Genomic DNA, 1,928 nt, shown 5'->3' with positions numbered 1-1,928 from the left:
GGTCGCGGTAGGGACACGGATTTCTCCGTGCCCCCCGCCCAGATCCGTACGTGCGGAACTACCGCATACGGCTCCTGCCTTGGGTCATGACGTATACCTTGGGTTGGGATGCGGATGACATGCGCGGACTTTCGGGATGTATCGCCCAATGAATCGTCGGAACCTTTCCCAGGTCATGCGAGAGCGCTGGCTGCGTCGACGAAGCGAGCGCAGCCAGGCCCGGCAGACCTCGGCGCGGAACATGCCGAGCCGCTTCAGGTTCCCCGGGATCGCGTGGTAGTTCAGGTATCCCTGCATCACGCGACGGAGCCAAACGCCGGTCTCACCGATAGGCGCATGGCGGCGTTTCATCAGGTCGTGTCGTATCGCACTCAGCGTCGCCCGCAAGCGAGAGGCGATGGTCACGCGCCGGATTGTGAAGTGCGGGTTTATCCGGGTCACCGCGCAGATGTGCGTGAACCCGAGGAAGTCGAACGTTTCCGGGCGGCGTTGCCCCCGGCGTGCGCGGCGCTCGGCCGCGTACCGTCCAAATTCCAATACCCGCGTCTTCTCCTCATTCAGCGACAGACCGAACTTCGCCATCCGCTCACGCAGTGCGTCGAGAAAGTGCAGGGCCTCGGACTTTGTTTCGAAGCCCATGACACTGTCGTCCGCATAGCGGACGACGATGACATCCCCTCTTGCCGACTTACTTCGCCACTGATGAGTCCAGAGGTCGAAGACGTAGTGCAAGTAAATGTTAGCAAGAAGCGGTGAGATCACTGCTCCTTGCGGAGTACCTACTCGTGCTACGGACTTCAATCCACCTTCGACAACGCCAGCGGTTAACCACTTGCGTATCAGTCGTAAGAGCCGGCGGTCTGCGATCCTGTGCTCGAGGAACTGCATCATCCACCCGTGATCGATCGTATCGAAGAACGAACGGATGTCAGCGTCGAGCACCCAGTTCACTCTTTTCTGATGAATGCCGATCCACAGTGCGTCCAGCGCTTGGTGCTGGCTCCGCCCCTCCCGGAATCCATAGGAAAAGCCGAGAAAGTCCACCTCGTAAATCGCATTCAAGACCGTCGTCACCGCGTGCTGGACGATTTTATCCTCCAGCGCTGCGATTCCGAGCGGTCTCAGTTTGCCATTTATCTTGGGGATATACACTCGGCGAGACGGGAGTGCCCGATAGCGGCCTGACTGGACCGCGTCCCAAAGCACTTCGATTCGCTCGTCGAGTCCTTCCTCGTAGTCACGCCATGTCACTCCGTCGACGCCGGATGCAGCGGAGTGCTTCAGTCCCCTGAAGCTTTCCGTTAGCAATTCGCGCGTCACATGGTGCATCAGCGCTGTGAACCGTGTCTTCCTATTCCGTCTTGCCAGTTCACGTATAACATCCAACCTCGTCGACGCGCTGGTCCGGCTCTGTGTCCGGGGCACGGGAGGATGTTTGCTATTGCCCTTGGCTGCCCGCCTTCCCTCCGGACCTTCCGCGAGCATCGGTGTGGACCCGTCGCTCTTGTTCAGATCGTTCATTGGTACTGTGCAGACATCCGACTTCTCGTCGACGGTGGTGCTGGGCTTACGGCATTCATCCTTCCCCAGCCTGCCCGAAGATTGTTCCCCCTCGGGCGACGACGAGATCTCCCAGTTCCTGTGCGAAGGATTTCCCCGCATGCTCAGGGTCTCCGACCGCGTGGAGCCGTTGGGTGGCTTGCGATAGACGCCGTCCAACGTGTTGCCTTCCGCATTGCATAACTGCGTCGGCGCTCCAGACTTTCGATTTCGCGGCTCAATGGCTGGCCTGCGGTTTCCCCTGTCAACGCTTCGAAGTCGCCCTCACGGACGCCTCCGCATGACTCGGGGTCAGGGTGGGTCGCTACTCCTTTCCTGTATCGAACTTTCATCGACTATCCTTCGCCAGTTTCACTGGCGCACTACGC

Annotated in this window: 1 protein-coding gene; it reads right to left on the bottom strand. The window is 59.8% G+C overall.

Features of this window, described 5'->3' with window-relative positions:
• Positions 1-84: 84 nt before the first annotated feature.
• Entirely contained in the window at positions 85-1,521 is a 1,437-nt protein-coding gene (gene ltrA, locus AC1VNY_RS42335; protein ID WP_482409645.1) for a group II intron reverse transcriptase/maturase, read from the bottom strand.
• Between the last annotated feature and the right edge of the window lie 407 nt (positions 1,522-1,928).

This window comes from Bradyrhizobium ferriligni (genome assembly GCF_056837965.1).
The sequence above is the reverse complement of the archived record's forward strand: the minus strand, read 5'-3'. Positions and strand labels throughout refer to the sequence as shown.

Bases quoted from the DNA above. Each gene is read 5' to 3' on its own strand.
- ltrA (WP_482409645.1), bottom strand. From the start codon at position 1,521: ATGAACGATCTGAACAAGAGCGACGGGTCCACACCGATGCTCGCGGAA.